We start from the raw sequence: 15460 nt of genomic DNA on the forward strand, positions 1-15460 counted from the left end.
TAAAGCTAATGTAAAACCGTTTAGCTGGCCAATGATTCAGAGTCTGAGCGCGGCTCATGGGTCTCAACGACTGTTAAGATAATCCGACTATTCGCTGAACCTTTATCCGATACCTTATCCAGTTTCATAGTAGCGCCATCTTGCTCATCGCCCGCTTCAGGCTCTAAGGTAAGATGAACAACCCCACCATTAACCAAATCTCCAAACAAAATCATACTTGCCAATGGTTTTTTGATTTCGTCTTGAATCAGACGCTGCATCGGACGCGCACCCATCAAACGGTCATATCCTTTTACAGCCAAGTAATCACGTACTTCATCATCAATCTCTAGCGTGACTTGCTTATCATCGAGCTGTACTTGTAGCTCGACCAAGAATTTATCGACCACTGATACCACCACTGATGTATCTAGTGAATTGAACTGAATGGTGGCATCTAAGCGGTTGCGGAATTCAGGGGTAAAGACACGTTTGAGCGATTCTGTATTATCACGGCTATGATCTTGCTGGGTAAAACCCATCGAAGAGCGGCTAATACTATCAGCACCCACGTTGGTGGTCATAATGACAATCACTTGCTTAAAGATAGCGACACGGCCGTTATTATCCGTCAACGTACCATGATCCATCACTTGTAATAACAAGTTGAATACATCAGGATGCGCTTTTTCAATTTCATCAAGCAATAAGACACAATGCGGATGTTGATTGATTTTTTCCGTAAGTAGTCCACCTTGATCAAAACCGACATAGCCGGGAGGCGCACCAATCAGACGTGATGCGGTATGGGCTTCCATATATTCTGACATATCGAAGCGCACCAACTCTACGCCTAATAATTTTGCCAACTGACGCGATACTTCTGTCTTACCAACCCCTGTCGGACCGGCAAACATAAATGAACCAATTGGCTTATCTGGCGCTTTTAGACCCGCACGAGACAATTTAATGGCATCTGCCAAGGTCTCAATCGCTTCGTCTTGACCAAATACTAAATGCTTAAGATCACGATCTAAATGCTCAAGAATACTCTTGTCATCGCTTGATACCGACTTGGGCGGAATACGCGCAAGCTTGGCCACGATGGCTTCAATGTCTGCCACATCGATTTTCATCGGTGGTTTTTTCTTGGCCTTCGCCGCTTTTGACTCATCAGATGATTTAGCACGATCATTGGCTTTTGCAGTATTGGCTTCATCCTGCATTTCATTATCGTCGTCATCACTGGTTACGTCATTATGAATATCGCTCTCAAGAGCTTCAACATCGGCATCAATCTGCGCATCAAAATCTTGCTCCAAATCAGCAATGAAGCTTTCTTCTGCCTCGATATCATCGGTATCTGGAATCACGCCTAAACGCTTATAAGCACCAGCTTCATCGATAACATCAATTGCCTTATCAGGTAAAAAGCGCTCGTGAATATGCTTGGCCGATAACTGTACAGCGGTGACCAATGCTTCATCTGTATATTCAACATTGTGAAACTCTTCGTAACGCGGTTTGAGACCCCGTAAAATATCGATACTGTCATCGACACTTGGCTCTTTAACATCAATTTTTTGAAAACGACGCGAGAGTGCATGGTCTTTTTCAAACACCTGACGATACTCCGTGAAGGTCGTTGAGCCAATACAACGCAATTCACCGTTGGCAAGCGCCGGTTTGATTAGATTAGACACATCCATGTTGCTACTCATTGAAGAGCCTGCACCAATAATCATGTGAATCTCATCGATAAACAAGATGGCATTAGGCTTTTTCTTCATTGCATCAAGGAGCGATTTCATACGTTTTTCAAAATCACCACGGTACTTAGTACCGGCGATGAGCGAACCAATATCTAAGCTATAAATCACACAGCCGTTAAGCGGCTTTGGTGCTTTATCATTAATAATTAACCATGCCAAACCTTCAGCGATGGACGTTTTACCAACCCCTGGCTCACCAACCAACAATGGGTTATTTTTGCGGCGACGACAGAGTACTTGAGCAGCACGCTCAATCTCAGAAGTACGTCCAATTAATGGATCGGTTTTACCTTCTGCCGCACGCTGGTTTAGGTTAGTAGCGAACTCAACCAACGGATCTTTGCTGGTTTTTTCAGAAGCACTACGACGTTCTCCAGTCGTAGAAGCACGAGGCTCTGATGGCTCATCTTTATCTTGACCATGTGATAAATACTGGGTCAGCTCAAGACGACTGATGCCTTGTTTTTTGAGTAAATAAACAGCGTAAGTATCGTGCTCGGAAAACATAGATACCAAGATATCTGAGCCTTCGACCAAACGACCACCACCAATAGACTGCACATGAAAAATAGCACGTTGCAGGATGCGATCAAAGCTTTGGGTTGGCTGTGGTGATTGCTCCGTTTCTGCATCTACCGTTGGCGTATGCTTATTGATATAAGCCTCGAGCTCGGTACGTAGCGTTGAAACATTTGCATTGCACGCCGTTAATGTGTTGGCAGCATGCGTGTTCTCTAACAGTGCCAACAATAAATGTTCAACAGTGAGATACTCATGCGATTTTTGGCGCGCAAGTGTCATTGCTAAACGCAAAGAAACTTCAAGATGACGACTTAACATAAGGACTTCCTACGGTTGTACCTATCTTATAAATTGATAGCTTTATGAATGAGTTAGGTAGTAAATCAGGGCGATAGATGTATTGTTCAAGGGCAATGTTAGTATTATTAAGAGACACGACCAAACGATGATTGAAGTGTACCGTGTATCATTTAGTGAGTGTTTCGACCTATCTAGCAATGATTGTGATAATTCATATTCGCTTTTCTTTATCTCAACATGATACTCAAGCATAGTCAATCTATTAACGCATACTAAAATGTATCTAAGCACACTTTGTGAGGGGATGTTGGAGACGAGAAAGTCAGAAAATAACGAATTACACAAATGAGAAGTTGAGAATAAAAAAGATCTTATAAAAATAAGGGCGTAAATCATCAAGGTGTTAGGAACATAGCGAAATGCTAAAAAACTGAACGCAAGACATCGATTTATCACACAACGTTATGTTTAGTATATAAGGCTATTTGAGATAAAAATCAAGATCAAAGCAGAAAGAAGACTGATTACTTAGGAGAGGTATAAGGGCTGATTTGCGGTGAAGTAATAGTAAAACTGCCTAGTAAAAAGGCTTTTGAAAAATATTACGGGTATATAAGCTTAGAAGTGGCAGCATTAAATAGCTGATTAAATAATATCAAACAAGGTGAAAAGCTGCGAAAAAATAAAACCGTTGTGACGGCTATTCACCCTGATGTGGTTCAATTTGAGTCAATAAAGGATAACCTTCGCGATGAGCCAAACTGTTTACCTTTTTGGCTTTGGTTTCAGCGATATCTTTGGGATAGATACCAGCAATACCTTTACTGCTATTGTGAATCGTCAACATCACTTCAACGGCAGAATCAACACTGTGGCGAAATTCCGACTGTAAAACATAGACGACAAACTCCATCGGCGTGTAATTGTCATTATACATCACGACCGCATACATCGGCGGCTTCGCCACTTCTGGCTCGGCCACGAGCACGTCTGCTTGCGGCGACGTCTCATCCTCTGGCGCACTGTCTTGAGCACGCTGTGCAGGTATGTTGGGAAAATGCCAATCGAAAACGGTTGGCCTAGCTTGTAGAGTCATAGGTTTTATCATAATAAAAATATAATTATAAGGTAAATTCTAAATAAAAAGGAGGTTATACAGAGAGGCTATTTGGTGCATAATTGGCATGTAACAAAGCACCTTTGCTTTCACATAGCTGCTATTAGCAGCCATTATGTTTAACTAACTTTGGCTCATACCATTAAATTTCAAGTGCTTATTAAAATTTGAGTAATAATCAAGGTTCAATAGGACTTTCATCGACTTCTGGCAAGTCTAAAAGGGAGAGCGGCATATTATCGACCCTATCGCCAAGCCTCCAATCATACAGCTGTTCTTTTTGTTGCCCACCAGCTCTTAAAGTCAGTTTAGCCTGTAAAGGCTTAAATCCTGATGGCATCATAAAGCGACCACGAATACGTACAATACCTTTGATCGAATAACTGGCAGGATCTAGTGGTACTTCCACAAAGTCATCATTGTCAATTAATGTCAAAATTGGCGTTAAACGCTTGGCAGTGCCATCTTTACTCAGCATACCAACATCAAAACCATATTCGAAAGCGTTCTCGGGTAACGGCTTAATATTAGCGCCAATTATCTGTAATGGCATGCCACCATTATCACTAATCACCTCAGTATAAAGCTCATTAAGCTGGGCAACTTGTTTGTTTTCAATGGTTAATTCTTTTTGTGTGACGCGTAACTCTTCTAAATTTGTCAAACTTATCGCCAGCTCTTGCTTGGCAGTGGCGGCTTCACTCGTGGCAATCTTATTGCTAACACGTAGATCTTTCAGCTCTTTAGTTGCCTCAGTGCTGTTGATAATCGCTTGTTTGGTCTCAGTTTGCATCGCATGAAAGCCGCGCTGATAGCCAAGCTTGTGACCAAACACCAACCCAACGATAGCTGTCGCTAATATGGCCACGACAAAAAGCGCCAGTACCAGTGTCGAAGCACCTGTTTGGCTCGCACTGAGACTGTTCCGACTATCGATAGTGCCATTACTGACTTGTAAAGAATGTCGGCTACGCTCCAATTTATATGAAATAGCGTCTTGGCACGATAGACGTGCTGGCTGTGAGCAAAAGCGTAGTACAATCTTAACACGCATTTAGACAGTATCTCTTAACAGTAAGGGCAGGTTATTATAGCGGAATTTATAATCAATACCTAGCACCATCAATATGAACGATGTGACAATAAAAAAATGAGGTAACTTAATAGGTTATGTTTGATCCCTCGACCATGACAGTGCTTATTTATGAACGTTCAACACGCCCTAATATTAAGGAACAATAGGCGCGAAATTCAATCCCAGTGATTCATCAAGACCAAACATCACATTCATATTTTGTACCGCCTGCCCTGCCGCGCCTTTTACTAAGTTATCTTGTACCACGATAACCGTCAGTTCAGCACGGTCATTGTCTTGATGTACCGCAATCCGCAGACGGTTGCTGGCACGTACACTGCGCGTATCAGGATAAATACCTTTTGGCATGACATCAACGAACAACTCTGACGCATAGCACTCTTCAAATACTTGTTGCCAATCGATAGCCGCGCCTTCCTCAGTCATCTCCATATGGATGGAGCTCAGCATCCCACGAATCATTGGCACTAGATGCGGTAAAAAGCGAATACGATGGCTAAACTGACTGTCTAATAGCTGCGAAACTCCTTGCTCAATCTCTGGCAAATGGCGATGACCTGCAACGCTATAAGTTTTGAAATTGTCTGTCGTTTCCGCATAATTAAGCGCCAAACTTGCCTGACGTCCCGCCCCTGAAACACCAGATTTGGCATCAATAACGATACGTGCGTCGATCAAGCGTGCTGCTTGCTTGTTTTGCTCGTCAATAATGGGTTTTAGTCCCAAAATAGCCGTGGTTGGATAACAGCCAGGGTTCCCTACTACTAAGGCGTTTGCAAGCTTGTAGCGATTGACTTCAGGTAGACCATAAACAGCTGTCTTCAATAACTCAGGGCATGCATGCGACTGTTGATACCAATGCTCAAACTCCGTCAATGACTGGAGACGAAAATCAGCTGCCAGATCGATGACTCGCACGCCTGCTTGAGTCAATGCTTCCGCTTGCTTCATCGCGACACCGTGTGGCGTGGCAAAAAATACCACATCACATTTTTGCAACGTTGCAAGTGTATCATCACCCAAGTCACTAAAAACGATGTCTGAGATACCGCGTAAGCTTGGGAATATCTCATCAGCACGTGTACCAGCTTCGCTACGTGACGTTAGCAAATCAATAGAAACTTCAGGATGAGCGGATAGTAAGCGAATCAGCTCAATACCTGTATACCCTGTGCCACCGACGATTGCTGCTGAAATCATAAGATATCCCCTTTTACTCAATAATGTATATTGCTAGCTATCGCTATAGCTGGATTTTAACTTTATAAGTCCAATTTATCATAGCATTTAAATACCCTAGCGGCTAAATAGCAGAGTAATTAAATAAAACGGTGATTAAATAAAACAGTAATTAAATAAAACGGTGGCTAGATTTTATAATCATGCACAGCATCGATAAACACTTTGGCATTATCAGGGTTGACCCACTGCGTAATACCATGACCTAAATTCGCCACGTAGCCGGTTTTTTCGCCGTTAGCATAGGCATCATCAAGCATTAATTTTACTTCTGAGCGGATGGTTTCAGGAGAACCATACAAGGTTGCTGGGTCCAAATTACCTTGAAGCGCTTTGCTAGCTTGTAGTTTTTTATGCTGCTTAGTCAATTGACGCTGACTCTCAGTCAACGCCTGACGCGCACGATCAAGCGGCATCGTCCAATCTAAACCTAAGGCATCCGCTTCACTATCTGCTTGGATATCTAGCCATAGTCCGCCACCCTTGGTAAATAATACCACTGGTATATCAGGGTGACGCACTTTTAGCTCAGCGACGATGCGCTTATTATAAGCGTGTGAAAAATCGATAAACTGACGATGACCCAGCGCGCCGCCCCAGCTATCAAAGATCTGTAGTACCTGAGCACCAGCAACGACTTGCGCATCTAAATAGTCAATAACAGACGTAGCAAGCTTATCTAATAATTGATGCAAAAAAGCAGGATTGCTATATAAAAAGCCTTTGGTATAACGATAATCCTTTGAGCTACCGCCTTCAATCATATAAGTCGCTAGTGTCCACGGGCTACCAGAAAAGCCAAACAAGGGGACTTGGCCATTAAGCGCTTTGCGAATACTTGTCACCGCACGCATGACGTAATCAAGAGAATCATTCACATCAAGCACAGGCAATCTATCTAAATCTGCTTGCGTACGAACAGGGTGTTTAAACTTCGGCCCTTCTCCAGCTTCAAAATACAAACCCAATCCCATAGCATCAGGAATGGTCAGAATATCACTGAATAAAATAGCGGCGTCCAAATCATAACGACGTAAGGGTTGCAAAGTGACTTCAGTTGCGCGGTCAGTATCTCGGCACAAGCTCATAAAATCACCTGCTTCAGCGCGGGTGGCTTTGTACTCTGGTAAATAACGACCTGCTTGACGCATCATCCACACTGGGGTGGTGTCTATCGTCTCAAAACGAAATGCGCGGAGCAATCTGTCGTTTTTTAAAGGTGCAAATTCTTGCTGAAGCGAGTTGCTATGGTCTGAAGCACTCATGTACAAATCTCCAAAGCAGCACGGTATTCATTGTTACTATTTTCAATGAATACCGTGCTGGATAAAATAAGTTGAATATAAAGGATATAAAACGCGTTGCACGTTGGATAATTAAGCTTTCATTCAAAGACACGTTTTAGTCAACGCTGTCTTTCAATCCAAAAACGTCTCGTATCATTAAGTAATACTGGTTCTTAGATTTTTGAGTGCTCGTTACTGCTAAATACTGATAAATGCCTAAATGTTGACAGTTTTCAAACGTTGATAAGTCATGCTATGACCTATATAAGCTATCAACCGACACATCTTTATGACTCATCCACACCTGCAAACAGGCCATAACCTTATTATATAGTTGGTTCAATATAATTTGGATACAAGGAAGCTGAGCGAAAGTACTATAAAAATTGCTATAAATAGTAAACTAAGCAAGGCTGACAGCGTATCCAATTTATATAGGATTGACTATACCGTCAATGCTAAGTTGTCACGATGTACCATGACAACGCGCTCTTCATTACTACCAAAAATTTTATCAAAGCTTTCGGTACGCTCACGAGCCACACGTCGCGCATCATGCGATGAAAAATTCACTTGACCGACAGCTATACGTTCGTTTGTATCTTGATCAATAATCTCTACCACATCGCCTTCATCAAAACCGCCGCGCACTTCTACGACCCCAACTGGCAGCAAGCTTCTATTGTGTTCAGTCAGCGCTTTAGCTGCACCAGCATCGACAATCAAGCTGCCTGACATGCGCAGATGCGCTGCAAGCCATTGTTTGCGAGCAATGATTTTGTCTTCTTCGTTGGTAGTCAGTAATGTACCCACTGCCTCACCTGAAACGACACGAGTGATAACATCATCAATAGCACCGCTCACGATAACGGTTGGACACCCACCCATCGCTGCAAGACGACCAGCACGGATTTTGGTCAACATACCACCGCGTCCGAGCTTGCCACCATCCCCTGCGATATCAAACAAATAATCAGCCATCGCCCGCTCTTGACGAATCATTTTGGCATCAGGGTTGTCACGTGGGTTATCTGTAAACACACCGTCTTGATCGGTTAGGATAATATACAAGTCAGCATTGACCATCGCTGCTGCCATTGCACCTAACGTGTCGTTATCACCAAATTTGATCTCATCAATAGTGATGGTATCGTTTTCATTAATGACAGGTAGTACGCGCCATTCTAGTAATTGCGTCAGCGCACCCGTCGTATTGAGGTAACGGCTACGGTTGGACAAATCATCATGAGTCAATAGTAGCTGCGAGCTTTGAATACCATGTTGGATCAATGCTGACCACCACGTTTCAATCAGACCCATCTGACCAATAGAAGCGCAAGCCTGTAGTGCAGCTAGTTTCTTAGGGCGCTCCTCAAGGTTCATACGTACCACACCTTCAGCAACGGCACCTGACGATACCAGTAGCACCTCCACACCTTTTTTGTGCAGCTTAGCAATCTGTTTTGCCCACTCATATATGGCAGTACGATCTAGCCCTCGACCGTTATTGGTTAATAACGATGAACCAATCTTGACAATAACGCGCTGAATATCAAAGTTGCGAGTTTGCTTAATAAACCTTGCCTCTTCGGTCGTGTTTTCTATGTCACCTGCCATATAAACTCCTGTTTCTTTTATGGATTAATTACGGGGGTTAATTTAAAAAATCAACTCAAACGAAATAACTTAGGGAACGTATACGACTTCAACACCATCGTCATCGTCATCCAGTTCGTCTTCGTTGACTAAGTCTGTGCCTTCACGCGCCGCTTTGCGAGCCGCACGATATGCTTCACGCTGGGCTTCAGTATTGAGACGCACTTCTGCTTCTAAACGCTCAAAACGCGCTTTTTGTGCTTCAGCGAAGATAGGATCTTCTAGTTCACGCTCACGCTCACGCTCAATCTCATTCATTAAATGATATTTAACTGCATCAGTCCCTTCACCCATTAAGGTTGACGTGCGAAATACATCGCCTGTCCACTCAAGCTCGGCGACAATATGAGTACAAAGCTCATCTAACTCTTCGTCAGGCACCTGATCAATTTTGTTTAATATCAAAATCTGGGGCAAGTTGGATAACTCAGGCGAAAAACGCTCAAGTTCATTCAAGATAACACAAGCGTTGGCTACCGGATCGCTGCCATCAATTGGCTTTACATCAACCACATGTAACAGACGACGAGTACGAGCCACATGTTTTAAGAAACGAATGCCAAGTCCAGCACCTTCTGAAGCACCTTCGATCAAACCTGGAATATCTGCCATCACAAATGAGCGATGACGACCGATATCAACCACACCTAGATTCGGAACGAGGGTGGTAAACGGATAGTCAGCAACTTTTGGTCTAGCAGCAGAGACTTGACGAATAAAGGTAGATTTACCAGCATTAGGCAAACCAATCAAGCCAACATCAGCCACAACTTTTAGCTCAAATTTAAGAACTTTTAACTCACCTTCAAAACCAGACGTAGCCTTACGTGGTGCTTGGTTAGTCGAGCTTTTGAAATGGGTATTACCCAAACCACCATCGCCACCTTTGGCAATCAGTAACGTCTGATCAAGTTCAACCAAGTCACCCAACACTTCGTCAGTTTCGGTATCAACTACTGTGGTACCGATAGGTACTGGTAAAAACAAATCATCGGAGCCCTTGCCTGAACAGTTTCTACTGTGGCCATTCTCTGCTCGCATAGCATCGTGACGACGGGTATAACGATAGTCCACTAGGGTGTTGGTGTTATCCTCTGCAATGACGTAAATATCTCCGCCCTTGCCACCATCTCCACCATCAGGTCCACCACGTGGGACATACTTTTCTCGGCGAAAACTGGCGATTCCGTTACCACCGTCACCTGCTTTTACCGTTACGACGGCTTCATCAATAAATCGCATCTTACGTTCCTTAATTTACCATCCAGTTTATCAACTGGTTACAGCCAACGACTGTATTTTAGGGTATAGCTATGTGTTTGTGTGGTTATAAAAACCAATAATTTTAAAAACTGATTTAAAAAATATTTGCGACCCGTGTGTGAAGCCGCCCTTGGTAGTCATTATGACAATAACACCCGATAACCAATCGGACTATCGGGTGCTTAAGTACTGCATCTAAAAACTAGCGCATCTAAAAACCGACGAATCTATACGGATTGCAAGGTATTACCGCATAAATGATGTCACCTTAGGCTTTTTATGCTGGAATCTGAGTGTAGCTGATTCCAGCCATTTGCGTCGCCAAACGCAATACTTGCGTACTATAGCCGACTTCATTGTCATACCAAATGTAAACAATGGCATGATTATCCGTCAAAATAGTTGCTTGAGCATCGATGATACCGACATGAGTCGTGCCAACAAAATCCGTTGATACGGCTTCTGTAGAATCGGTATAAGCAATTTGCGACTGCCAAGTGCTGCTGTTGGCCATCTTGCGCAAAAATTCATTTAACGCATCAGCGCTTTTTGGTGCTGTTTTAAGGTTCAGATTCAAAATAGCTAAACTGACATTCGGCGTTGGTACACGGATAGCATTACCCGTTAATTTACCACTTAGTTCTGGCAATGCTTTGCCAACTGCTTTTGCTGCGCCAGTGCTGGTAATCACCATGTTCATAACTGCACTGCGACCACGGCGATCTGCTTTGTGATAATTATCGACTAAGTTTTGATCATTGGTGAATGAATGGATGGTCTCTACGTGACCGTTTTCGATGCCATACTCATCGTTCAATACATTAAGCGTTGGGGTAATCGCGTTGGTCGTACAGCTAGCAGCACTCACGATCGTATCGTCGCCAATAGTATTATTATTCACACCATAAACGACGTTTTTAATATCGCCACCAGCAGGTGCAGTTAACAGAACTTTTTTCACACCAGTAGATTGTAGATGCTTGCCAAGGCCTGCTTCATCTTTCCAGATACCTGTATTATCGATGACCAAAGCGTTGTCGATACCATAAGCATTGTAATCGATTTCACTAGGGTCTTTAGCATAAATTACTTGCACAAAACGACCATTGATAATCATGCCATTGTTGTCATCATCGATACTAATGCCACCCAAAAATCTACCATGAATCGAGTCACGCTCAAGCAATGAAATACGCTTAGCCAAATCACCAGCAGCAGCTGGACGTACAACGATGGCTTTTAGTTGCAAACCTTTTGCACTTGACGCTTGTGACAATAACAAACGGGTCAAAATACGACCAATACGGCCAAAACCATACAATACAACATCCGTCGCGCCATTGACGGCACCTGCATTATTGACAGATTTGAGTGCAGCTTGTACGTCAGTGTCATTAGCAATCAATTGACCAACATCGATACGAGTGGCTTGAATGTCTTTGCTCTCTGCGATGACTTTTACCATCGCTAACGTGTCAGCGATATCGATAGACTTAGCGCCATGGTCGCGCAGTGCTACTTTTTGGTGTAGTGCTAATATCTGACCAACTGAGGTAGTACCTAGCGTCTCACCGAACAATGTTACTTGTACATCTTGCTCATTATAGAGCTTATTCAATAGCCCCATAAGCTCGATCGCTTGTTGCTCTTGGTTGTTGTAATTGCTCAAGTGCTCTTGATGTAGTTGGCGTAAGGTATCAGCATTGCTCACGAGAAACATCCTTATGATCAGTAAAGTATTATGAAAAAGTATCAAACAGATAGATTAAATTTAGTCTAAGTAAGCCACTCAAATAAAATGACAGAAGAATATTCATGTCAATCATTTTCATCAGAGTGTTTAGATCGCCTAGATTTTAGCTTAAAATGCTCTATTTTGCCAGTGCTAACCGATCAGCAAGCACTTATAACGCGTTTTGAAGGTATATTTAATAGATTATAAAAACAAAGGCAGCTTATTACGCTACCTTTTGATAAACACGAATATTTTAGACAGTTATGGCACCAGAGTAACCGTTTGATTACTGTGCGCTGTCAATTTAAATTCTTTTAAATCATATCCTTGTTGTTGGGCAATTTGGCGATACTTTGCGTAAGTTTCCTGACTGATATTGGGCGACCGTGCCAACAACCATAGACTACCTTTATCGGGTGTACCGACCAAAGCTGTCTTGTAATCCGGATCCCGTGCCAACACCCAATAATCAGCGCGACCAACTGGCAGCCAGCGAATCCATGAAGGCAAGAACGTGACTTTCAATTTGCTACCCGTATCGTCAGCAGGTTTTGCCAACCCCTCAGCTACAATGCCTGAACCATCTTCAGCCTGACACTTATTAGTGACTATAATTCCTGAGCCATCTGTTTTTTCGGTGTAATTGGCAGTGACATCACTGGCACAATTGCGCTGAAAATACATCGGCAATCGACCTATCTCATACCACGTACCTGCATATTGTTTGAGATCCACACTATCGACGGTCGTTGGTACATTGGCAGAACTATGCATGATACTGCTAGGCTTCACCGACAATGTCTCTGTTGTCGCTTTATCAGTCGTCGCCGTAGCAGAGGTTTTATTGACGGACATTGTAGCCGGCAACGGTGCGGCATATGCCGAAAACGCTGCCAACGGTATAATAATCGCTAAGGCAATGCCGGTATGCTTGATAAGCCCGTTCATGAATATACGCTCCGGTATTTTTTTGTATGAAGTAGTAGTCAATGATAAATCATCGGTTTTTTGAGGTTTTTCTGTTGAAGTATCAGCGTAATCTTCTGACCTAAATACGTCTAATTCACTGATTTTTTGTGCTTGTTTCTTCTGCACTTTTTTATAGCCGCTGGTTTCTTTATAACCGCTGATTTTTTGAGAGCCACCAGATTTTTTGTAGCCATTAGCTGTGTCAAAATCTTCTGGATCACTGTTTTTTGGATCGTTACTGCCGATACTGCCGGTACTGCCGTTTTCAATCATAGCAAACTCTTTTGCCTGTGTAAGGCTTTTGTCGATACTCTTGTATCCAAAATAGCTGTCTTGCAGAGACGTATCTCTTGCCAAATAGTCTGAACGTTCATCGTCATAACTGTCATAGCTAGCATCGTTGCTAGCACTATTGGCATGTTGCCCACTATCATGCGGATAGCGAGCCTTTGATTGGCTGAGTTGCTGCGCTTGAGAACCGGCTGCCTGTGAATCAGACCATGCTGACTGAGGTAACTTATTGGTTTTCATAGAGGTACCATTAATTAGTGGTGATGGTTAAAATTGATCAATTATCAAATGATTACCATTTAATTTCTTGCTCAAACACACTGCTAATGTGAAAAATAATACGAGTAAAATTAAATGTTATTAGAAGTAGTGAAGACAGCTTGACCCGATTACTGGCTTATAAACACTAAAATCGTCATTTATAAAAAATAGCGTGGGCACTTTCTAAGCGTGGGTACTTTCTAATGGACACTTTCTAATTTGATAGCTTATCTTAATGGCAGCACTACGATTAAAACAGTGTTGCAATGTAGGAAAACGCAACGGTTTGTAAGTAATTCTATGTTTGTGCTAAAGAATAAACACAGAGTTACTGGCTGGATAAATATAGAGAAGATCCATTACTTGCATAAACCTTTTATAACAAATACCCGATAAAAATAAAGATACGACCTAAAAAAATCGCTAAATAAACTGACGAATACCTGCCACGCTGATACCACCGTACTGAGCGACTCGCTCGATCATAGCAGGTGATAAACCACCCAAGCCGATGACAGGCATATCTGCCAGCTGTGCCAGAGTTGACCAATCTGACCAACCTAATGGTGCAGTATCAGGGTGAGTTTGGGTCGCTAATAACGGTGATAGAAAAATACCGATAACTGGTGGTAGCTGCTGCTGTAAACGAGCATTAGCAAGCTTATTGGCAGCATAAATACTAGCCGCATCATGACAACTAACTATCAATGGTCGATCGTTAAATGACGTCTGCTCACCTACAGAAACGTGCTCCCCATCATTAAGCCATTTCATGAGCGCAGTCTGAGAGATTTGATGAGCAACGATTTGATAGTCGGGTTGCACAGATTGCATGTGATGATCAAAAGGCAGAATCACCTGAATATCTGGACGCAAAGTCATCAGTTGCTTTACGCTGTTATCAAAGCCTGAGTCTTTAACTCGAATGTATAGCCAAGCATGAGGCGCTACCTTTTCCTCGTGGTAAGTCAACCATTCTGCTGCTGGATTGGGTCGATCACTAAAGTGTGCCAGAGGATAAGTAATCGCTATCTGCGTGGGTAGTCGCAACCATTCAAGAATCGTTTTATTGGCAGCAGGCAAGTGATACTCTCCCGCCAATAGCGCAGATTTATTGACCCATTTTAGCGCCTGCCCTTCTAAGCCATAGCGAAGATGGCGATGCTGTTCGTACTGTAGCGCTGTCAGCTCAATATTATAGACCTGCAAGCTTACCTGCTTATCCCCATAATCATGATGTAGCCGTCCAAGTTTGACGACCGTATTGCCATGGATATCGATCCCAGTTTCTTCAGCGACTTCGCGTATTAAGGCCTGTTTTGCGGTTTCATCCGCATCAATCTTGCCACCTACAAACTCATGACGATTACCCTGATGTTGAGCCGCATCGCGGAACCCAAGCAAATAATGTGCTTGATAATGAATAACAGCGACAGCGACGTTTACAATCTTTTGATGACTCGTTGCTGGGATTTTTGAGAGGTTTGGCATAATACTGTCCTTAAGTGCTTATTTCATTGTTTGCTGATAATAACTTGAAATGGTGGTCTGCTATGGAATCAAAAGGTCGACAAGACTGGTGAAAATTTATTTGAAATGGGCTTTATCACTACTGCTTCATATAAGTTTACATAATAACTGCATTTTATTTTATCAATTACCTTGCAAAAAAACGCAATCTAAATGATAATTATTATCGTTAATAATTATTACTCTCTGATGTCGACTACTCAACTGTTTTATCAAAAGGAATTTACTATGAGCATGGTTATCTCTCGTTACTTGAACTGCCGCGAAAATCGCCTACCAACTTTACAGTCACAGCATCTGTTTGCCTTGACCAAAGAAGTACGTATTGAGCACGAAGGTGAGGAATATCGCTTACGCTTAACCCGCAATAATCGCTTAATTTTGACCAAATAGTCAAAATTAAACCTCAATAAAAAACGCCTTTCGATGAAGGCATTTTTTATT

At 42.6% G+C, this 15460-nt stretch carries 10 protein-coding genes and 1 pseudogene; 1 reads left to right on the top strand and 10 read right to left on the bottom strand.

Going from position 1 to position 15460, the window contains the following annotated elements; translation table 11 throughout:
- Positions 1-164: 164 nt before the first annotated feature.
- The 10 genes and pseudogenes from IOD06_RS02915 to IOD06_RS02960 all read right to left on the bottom strand — a co-directional run.
- Positions 165-2591 (bottom strand): annotated as a pseudogene (locus IOD06_RS02915) (AAA family ATPase); the annotation flags it as partial.
- A gap of 682 nt (positions 2592-3273) precedes the next feature.
- Positions 3274-3669, bottom strand: coding sequence for an ATP-dependent Clp protease adaptor ClpS (locus tag IOD06_RS02920; protein WP_010200136.1), 396 nt, complete (start codon positions 3667-3669; stop codon positions 3274-3276).
- Between the two features lie 199 nt (positions 3670-3868).
- Complete coding sequence (locus tag IOD06_RS02925) at positions 3869-4744, bottom strand: hypothetical protein (RefSeq protein ID WP_194619021.1); 876 nt, start codon at positions 4742-4744, stop codon at positions 3869-3871.
- Positions 4745-4918: 174 nt separating this feature from the next.
- Positions 4919-5986, bottom strand: coding sequence for an N-acetyl-gamma-glutamyl-phosphate reductase (gene argC, locus IOD06_RS02930; RefSeq protein WP_194619023.1), 1068 nt, complete (start codon positions 5984-5986; stop codon positions 4919-4921).
- A gap of 167 nt (positions 5987-6153) precedes the next feature.
- Positions 6154-7290 carry a uroporphyrinogen decarboxylase gene (hemE, locus tag IOD06_RS02935; RefSeq protein WP_194619024.1) on the bottom strand — a complete coding sequence of 379 codons (1137 nt, stop codon included), beginning with the start codon at positions 7288-7290 and terminating at the stop codon, positions 6154-6156.
- Positions 7291-7755: 465 nt separating this feature from the next.
- Entirely contained in the window at positions 7756-8928 is a 1173-nt protein-coding gene (gene proB, locus IOD06_RS02940) for a glutamate 5-kinase (protein WP_194619025.1), read from the bottom strand.
- A 69-nt stretch (positions 8929-8997) separates the two neighbouring features.
- Positions 8998-10209, bottom strand: coding sequence for an Obg family GTPase CgtA (cgtA, locus tag IOD06_RS02945; protein ID WP_010200157.1), 1212 nt, complete (start codon positions 10207-10209; stop codon positions 8998-9000).
- Positions 10210-10507: 298 nt separating this feature from the next.
- The gene (locus IOD06_RS02950) at positions 10508-11950 is read right to left on the bottom strand and encodes a glyceraldehyde-3-phosphate dehydrogenase (RefSeq protein WP_037033396.1); all 1443 of its coding nucleotides are present in this window, start codon (positions 11948-11950) and stop codon (positions 10508-10510) included.
- Positions 11951-12226: 276 nt separating this feature from the next.
- Positions 12227-13465, bottom strand: coding sequence for a lipocalin family protein (locus tag IOD06_RS02955; RefSeq protein ID WP_194619026.1), 1239 nt, complete (start codon positions 13463-13465; stop codon positions 12227-12229).
- A 444-nt stretch (positions 13466-13909) separates the two neighbouring features.
- Positions 13910-14977 carry an NUDIX domain-containing protein gene (locus tag IOD06_RS02960; protein ID WP_194619027.1) on the bottom strand — a complete coding sequence of 356 codons (1068 nt, stop codon included), beginning with the start codon at positions 14975-14977 and terminating at the stop codon, positions 13910-13912.
- A 267-nt stretch (positions 14978-15244) separates the two neighbouring features.
- On the opposite strand from IOD06_RS02960, the gene hemP reads away from it, so the two are divergent.
- Positions 15245-15409, top strand: coding sequence for a hemin uptake protein HemP (gene hemP / locus IOD06_RS02965; RefSeq protein ID WP_010200173.1), 165 nt, complete (start codon positions 15245-15247; stop codon positions 15407-15409).
- Positions 15410-15460: the final 51 nt, after the last annotated feature.

Source organism: Psychrobacter sp. N25K4-3-2 (assembly GCF_015351755.1).
GTDB lineage: Bacteria > Pseudomonadota > Gammaproteobacteria > Pseudomonadales > Moraxellaceae > Psychrobacter > Psychrobacter glaciei.

Excerpts from the sequence above, each read along its gene's own strand:
- IOD06_RS02920 (WP_010200136.1), bottom strand. The coding sequence starts at position 3,669 with ATGACTCTACAAGCTAGGCCAACCGTTTTCGATTGGCATTTTCCCAAC.
- IOD06_RS02925 (WP_194619021.1), bottom strand. The coding sequence starts at position 4,744 with ATGCGTGTTAAGATTGTACTACGCTTTTGCTCACAGCCAGCACGTCTA.
- argC (WP_194619023.1), bottom strand. The coding sequence starts at position 5,986 with ATGATTTCAGCAGCAATCGTCGGTGGCACAGGGTATACAGGTATTGAG.
- hemE (WP_194619024.1), bottom strand. The coding sequence starts at position 7,290 with ATGAGTGCTTCAGACCATAGCAACTCGCTTCAGCAAGAATTTGCACCT.
- proB (WP_194619025.1), bottom strand. The coding sequence starts at position 8,928 with ATGGCAGGTGACATAGAAAACACGACCGAAGAGGCAAGGTTTATTAAG.
- cgtA (WP_010200157.1), bottom strand. The coding sequence starts at position 10,209 with ATGCGATTTATTGATGAAGCCGTCGTAACGGTAAAAGCAGGTGACGGT.
- IOD06_RS02950 (WP_037033396.1), bottom strand. The coding sequence starts at position 11,950 with ATGTTTCTCGTGAGCAATGCTGATACCTTACGCCAACTACATCAAGAG.
- IOD06_RS02955 (WP_194619026.1), bottom strand. The coding sequence starts at position 13,465 with ATGAAAACCAATAAGTTACCTCAGTCAGCATGGTCTGATTCACAGGCA.
- IOD06_RS02960 (WP_194619027.1), bottom strand. The coding sequence starts at position 14,977 with ATGCCAAACCTCTCAAAAATCCCAGCAACGAGTCATCAAAAGATTGTA.
- hemP (WP_010200173.1), top strand. The coding sequence starts at position 15,245 with ATGAGCATGGTTATCTCTCGTTACTTGAACTGCCGCGAAAATCGCCTA.